This window comes from Caldimonas tepidiphila, from assembly GCF_003569765.1.
Lineage (GTDB): Bacteria > Pseudomonadota > Gammaproteobacteria > Burkholderiales > Burkholderiaceae_C > Caldimonas > Caldimonas tepidiphila.
Genome location: NZ_KZ983978.1, coordinates 599 through 4578 on the forward strand (window position 1 = coordinate 599; position 3980 = coordinate 4578).

The 3980-nt window shown below is 62.8% G+C and carries 5 protein-coding genes and 1 pseudogene; 4 read left to right on the top strand and 2 right to left on the bottom strand.

The window, feature by feature from the left end:
- Positions 1–142: pseudogene (locus D3A59_RS26225) on the top strand (sigma factor-like helix-turn-helix DNA-binding protein); the annotation flags it as partial.
- Between the two features lie 248 nt (positions 143–390).
- On the opposite strand, the gene D3A59_RS25225 reads toward D3A59_RS26225, so the two are convergent.
- Positions 391–648, bottom strand: coding sequence for a hypothetical protein (locus D3A59_RS25225; protein WP_157991401.1), 258 nt, complete (start codon positions 646–648; stop codon positions 391–393).
- 809 nt (positions 649–1457) lie between these two features.
- Positions 1458–1622: a hypothetical protein gene (locus D3A59_RS25230; RefSeq protein ID WP_205665109.1), complete on the bottom strand. Its 165-nt coding sequence runs from the start codon at positions 1620–1622 to the stop codon at positions 1458–1460.
- A gap of 36 nt (positions 1623–1658) precedes the next feature.
- Here D3A59_RS25230 and D3A59_RS04105 point away from each other — a divergent pair, with 36 nt between their 5' ends.
- From D3A59_RS04105 to D3A59_RS04115, 3 genes are all read left to right on the top strand, one after another.
- Positions 1659–2003: a hypothetical protein gene (locus D3A59_RS04105; protein WP_119153640.1), complete on the top strand. Its 345-nt coding sequence runs from the start codon at positions 1659–1661 to the stop codon at positions 2001–2003.
- Between the two features lie 110 nt (positions 2004–2113).
- A complete protein-coding gene (locus tag D3A59_RS04110; RefSeq protein ID WP_119153641.1) occupies positions 2114–2377 on the top strand; it encodes a helix-turn-helix domain-containing protein in 264 nt (87 codons plus the stop codon).
- Position 2378: 1 nt separating this feature from the next.
- Positions 2379–3728, top strand: coding sequence for a type II toxin-antitoxin system HipA family toxin (locus tag D3A59_RS04115; RefSeq protein ID WP_119153642.1), 1350 nt, complete (start codon positions 2379–2381; stop codon positions 3726–3728).
- The last annotated feature ends 252 nt before the right edge of the window (positions 3729–3980 follow it).

Below are 3980 nucleotides of genomic sequence, written 5' to 3' on the forward strand. Positions count from 1 at the left end.
GGGCGACCACACGCTCGAGGAAGTGGGCAAGCAGTTCGACGTGACGCGGGAGCGAATCCGGCAGATCGAGACCAAGGCGCTGCGGAAAATCAAGCACCCAAGTCTTGCCGACAAACTGCGGACTTACCTCGACAAATTCTGAGGGATTGAGGGCCACTAGTTTTTGTGAAAGGCTTGCCCAACCACTTCAGACAACTGCAACGGGTTCGGAAGGCGATTCCAAAGCCGACACAGTAGGACAAGGACTGGCGCTTGGTGCCAAGGACTTACACACCTTGCAGCGGAGGATTGCTCCCTCCGGATGCCATCTGAACACTGGGAAGGCCGGTCCTTAAAGGGCATGGCCTTCTTGGGGGCAGCGCCTCGAACTCCTGCCTCAAATGCTGTTGATCAGCCCTTGCGAAGGTAGATCACAGTTGATGGTCCCGTTGCTTGAAAAAGCTTCAAGGCCTCGCTACGCAGCGTACACGAGGCTCGAGCAAAGGCACCGAGCAGTGCCAAGCCTTGGGCGTCGTCGCCAACTCCCAAACACGATTTGGTCGCCACCACGACCTGCGAGATCTTTTGGCAGCCACGCATGATCTGCACGCGGAACGCCACGCCTTCTTCGACCACCACCGGATTCGAAAACTCCACTTCCATGCTCATACACGCCCCTTTCTGTAAGTTCTTTGTCAGGACTGAGGAGTGGAGGATGAGGGCTGCGTAGCACTGGAACCACTGGGGTGGACCCTAGGGGTATGCTTAGAAGCTGGAAACCTTCTACGGAGTAAATTTCTTCCGCTGCAGGTGCGCGCACATGCATGGAAAACACCGTTTAAAGGTTCTGCGTAGCAACTAAAGTGGGCACGTTTTTCAGTCCCCCCAGCCTCCAAGTTCGGAAGCGTTAACCCTTTAGGAACAGTGGCACAACGCCTACAATGCGGCCACGGGCATGAAGAGCGATTGTGTTGGCTCAACTTCCACTGAGGTCAGCCGTCATCTCACGTCAGAGGCTTTCACAGAGGAGCAAGGAGCCAGAGCATCCCCATGCCAAGAGTTCCTATACCAAGCACTAACTTCACTGTGTGCCAACGGCGGCGGCGAGCCTTCGGGTCCTCATCCAATGGAATCCGAAGGTTCCGGAATTCCAACCTCGACGCATCCACTGGGCGGAGCACTTTGAGAGGGTATGGTGATCTCTTGCGAGGCCTGTTTTTCCACATGACTTCTCTTCCTGATTACCTCTTAAGTGACGCTTCGTATGCCTGCACCTTGTGGCGGACTGCGGCGACCGACGAAGCTGTGTAAATATACAGCACCATGAACGCCCTTCTCGGCGGGTACAACAAGGAACGGAATATAGATTATGTAAAGTATCGCGTGCGCCGGAGAGCCCGGGCGACATGCATCCGCTGCCCTATCCTTCCACGCGTTCCCTGTCGCCCGCCAAGAGGTCTTCTGGCCGCTTACTGCGGTCAAAAGCCGTATTCGGCCTCTCCCCAGCGGCGCAGCACTTGGTAGTCATGCTCCGGCATCACGATCAGGCCCGATTCCGCCGCCCGGAGCACGCGGCGCAAGGCCTCGCTCGAGATCCGGTTGCCGTGCAAGGCGAAGAAGTAGTAGGCCATCGGCACGCCCATGCGCTCGTCGATCTTCAGCAGGCGTCCAGCCAGCTTGTGGGCGTCTGCTACCGGCAGCCGCGGGGCGTCAGCGTCGAGAGGTCAATTCGGCTCACGAACTTCGGCGCACGCCAGCTCGCGCTGTTCTTCGAGTACCTCGAGCTCGCGCGGCCACGGCTGGTGGTCGTGTTGAACGCTATCGCGAGCCGCATCTACGAGCAGGTGCGCGGGGCGGCGGGCACGCTTCGCTTCGACGAGCAGCTCGGCTGCCACTTCGATACGGTGCGCGAGCGCGAGGTACCAGTATTCTTCTGCGGCTTCCCCTCCTACACCGACACCTTCACCACGAGGCGCCTCGCCTGGCACATCGGGCATGTGCTGCGTAGCTGCGCGCCTGACTGAGCGCACCGGCCATCCTCAGGCCCGCACAGCCGATATACAGATATTCTGTGTTTATCTGAAATTCGGCTAAACTGCATTTATCCGAAATGCAGCTACCACAGGAGCGCCCCATGCCCCACGGCCCCGTTCAAACCCTCGTGACCGCGCAGCAGCTCAGCGAGCTGCTGAGGACGACGCGCCAGCGCCTCAAGCTCAATCAGCAGGACGTGGGGGACAAGCTGAACCTGAGCCAGAACCGCGTCTCCCACCTCGAGCGGCACCCGGAAGAGCTGAGCTTCAAGCAGCTCCTGGCGTGGTGCGCTGTCCTCGGGCTCGAGTTGCAGCTCGGCGTGCGGGGCGCGGCTGCCGCGCCGGCGCAACCGACGGAGTGGTGAGATGGGGCGCAAGTTGCACAGCCAGACCCTGGTCCTGTGGAGCAACGGAGAGCGCGTGGGCCGCTGGACGATTCCGGCGCGCGGAGACATGGAGCTGCAGTACGACCCGGCCTGGGTGGCGTCCCCGCTCGGCCGACCCCTGTCGCTGTCGCTGCCCTTCAACCTGGTCAACGCGCCGCTCAAGGGCGAGCGGGTCGCGCACTACTTCGACAACCTGCTGCCCGACAGCACCGACATCCGCCGGCGGGTGGCCACCCGGTTCCGGACCGGCTCCGTGGAGCCGTTCGACCTGCTGCGCGCCATCGGGCGAGACTGTGTGGGGGCAGTCCAGCTGCTTGAGGAGGGCGAGGAGCCGACGGGCCTGGACAGGGTCGAAGGCGTGGCGCTCGATGAGGCGGCCATCGAGCGCCATCTGCTGGAGATGGTGACGCCGGAGCGCTTCGATGGCGCCGCGCACACCAAGGACGACTTCCGCATCTCGCTGGCCGGTGCGCAGGAGAAGGACGCCTTCCTGTGGTGGCAGGGCCGCTGGCACAAGCCTCGGGGCGCCACGCCGACCACGCACATCTTCAAGCTACCGCTCGGCCTGGTCGGAGGCCGACGGGCCGACTTCAGTACCTCGGTGGACAACGAGTGGCTGTGCCTGAAGCTGTTCCAAGCCTACGGGCTGCCTGCGGCTAACGCAGACATCGCCACTTTCGGCTGCCAGCGGGTGCTGGTCGTGGAGCGCTTCGACCGGCTGCTGTCCCCTCAAAGCGGGCGGCTGCTGCGCCTGCCGCAGGAGGATTTCTGCCAGGCCACGGGCACCTCGCCGCTGCTCAAGTACGAGAGCGACGGCGGGCCGGGCCTCGTACAGCTCTTCGGCCTCGTGCGGCAGTCGGTGAACGCCGAGGCCGACCTGCGCACCATCATGGCCTCGCAGGTCCTGTTCTGGCTGCTGCGTGCGCCGGACGGACATGCCAAGAACTTCAGCTTCCAGCTGCTCGCCGGCGCCTCGGGGCGTTTTCGGCTGACCCCGATGTACGACGTGATGTCGGGCTACCCGGTCATCGGCCGCGGGCCCAACCAGTGGGACGAGCGCCAACTGAGGTTGGCCATGGCGCTGCTGGGCAAGAACCGCCACTACCTCATGCACACCATCCAGCGCCGGCACTTCAACAGCACCGCGCGCCGGGTGGGCTACGGCGAGAACGCCGAGGCGCTCATCCAGGAGCTCGTTGCGCGCACGCCGGCGGCGGTCGAGCAGGTGCAGCGCGCGCTGCCGGCGGGCTTTTCCCAGAAGGTGGCCGACATCGTGCTGGGGGGCCTGCTCAAGGCCGCGCGGGCGCTTGAGGCGATGCCCGCCGCCTGACGGCGTGCGTAAGAAGGTTTCAGCAGTCGCACAAACAAAAGCAACTTACTGCGGCCAACAATACCCCGGTAACTTGGTCGAAGAGAGGCGGTCATGAGGGCTCTGTCGCGATAAGCCGGTGCTGGTAGCCCGAGACCAGAGTGATGACCGGACGAAGATGATGATCGAGGCGCTACGCAAGGGGTGATCAAGCGGGCTCTGTTGCACAAATGAATTGAGGGTGAGCTTCCCCTGACCCCGGACGGAGTTATG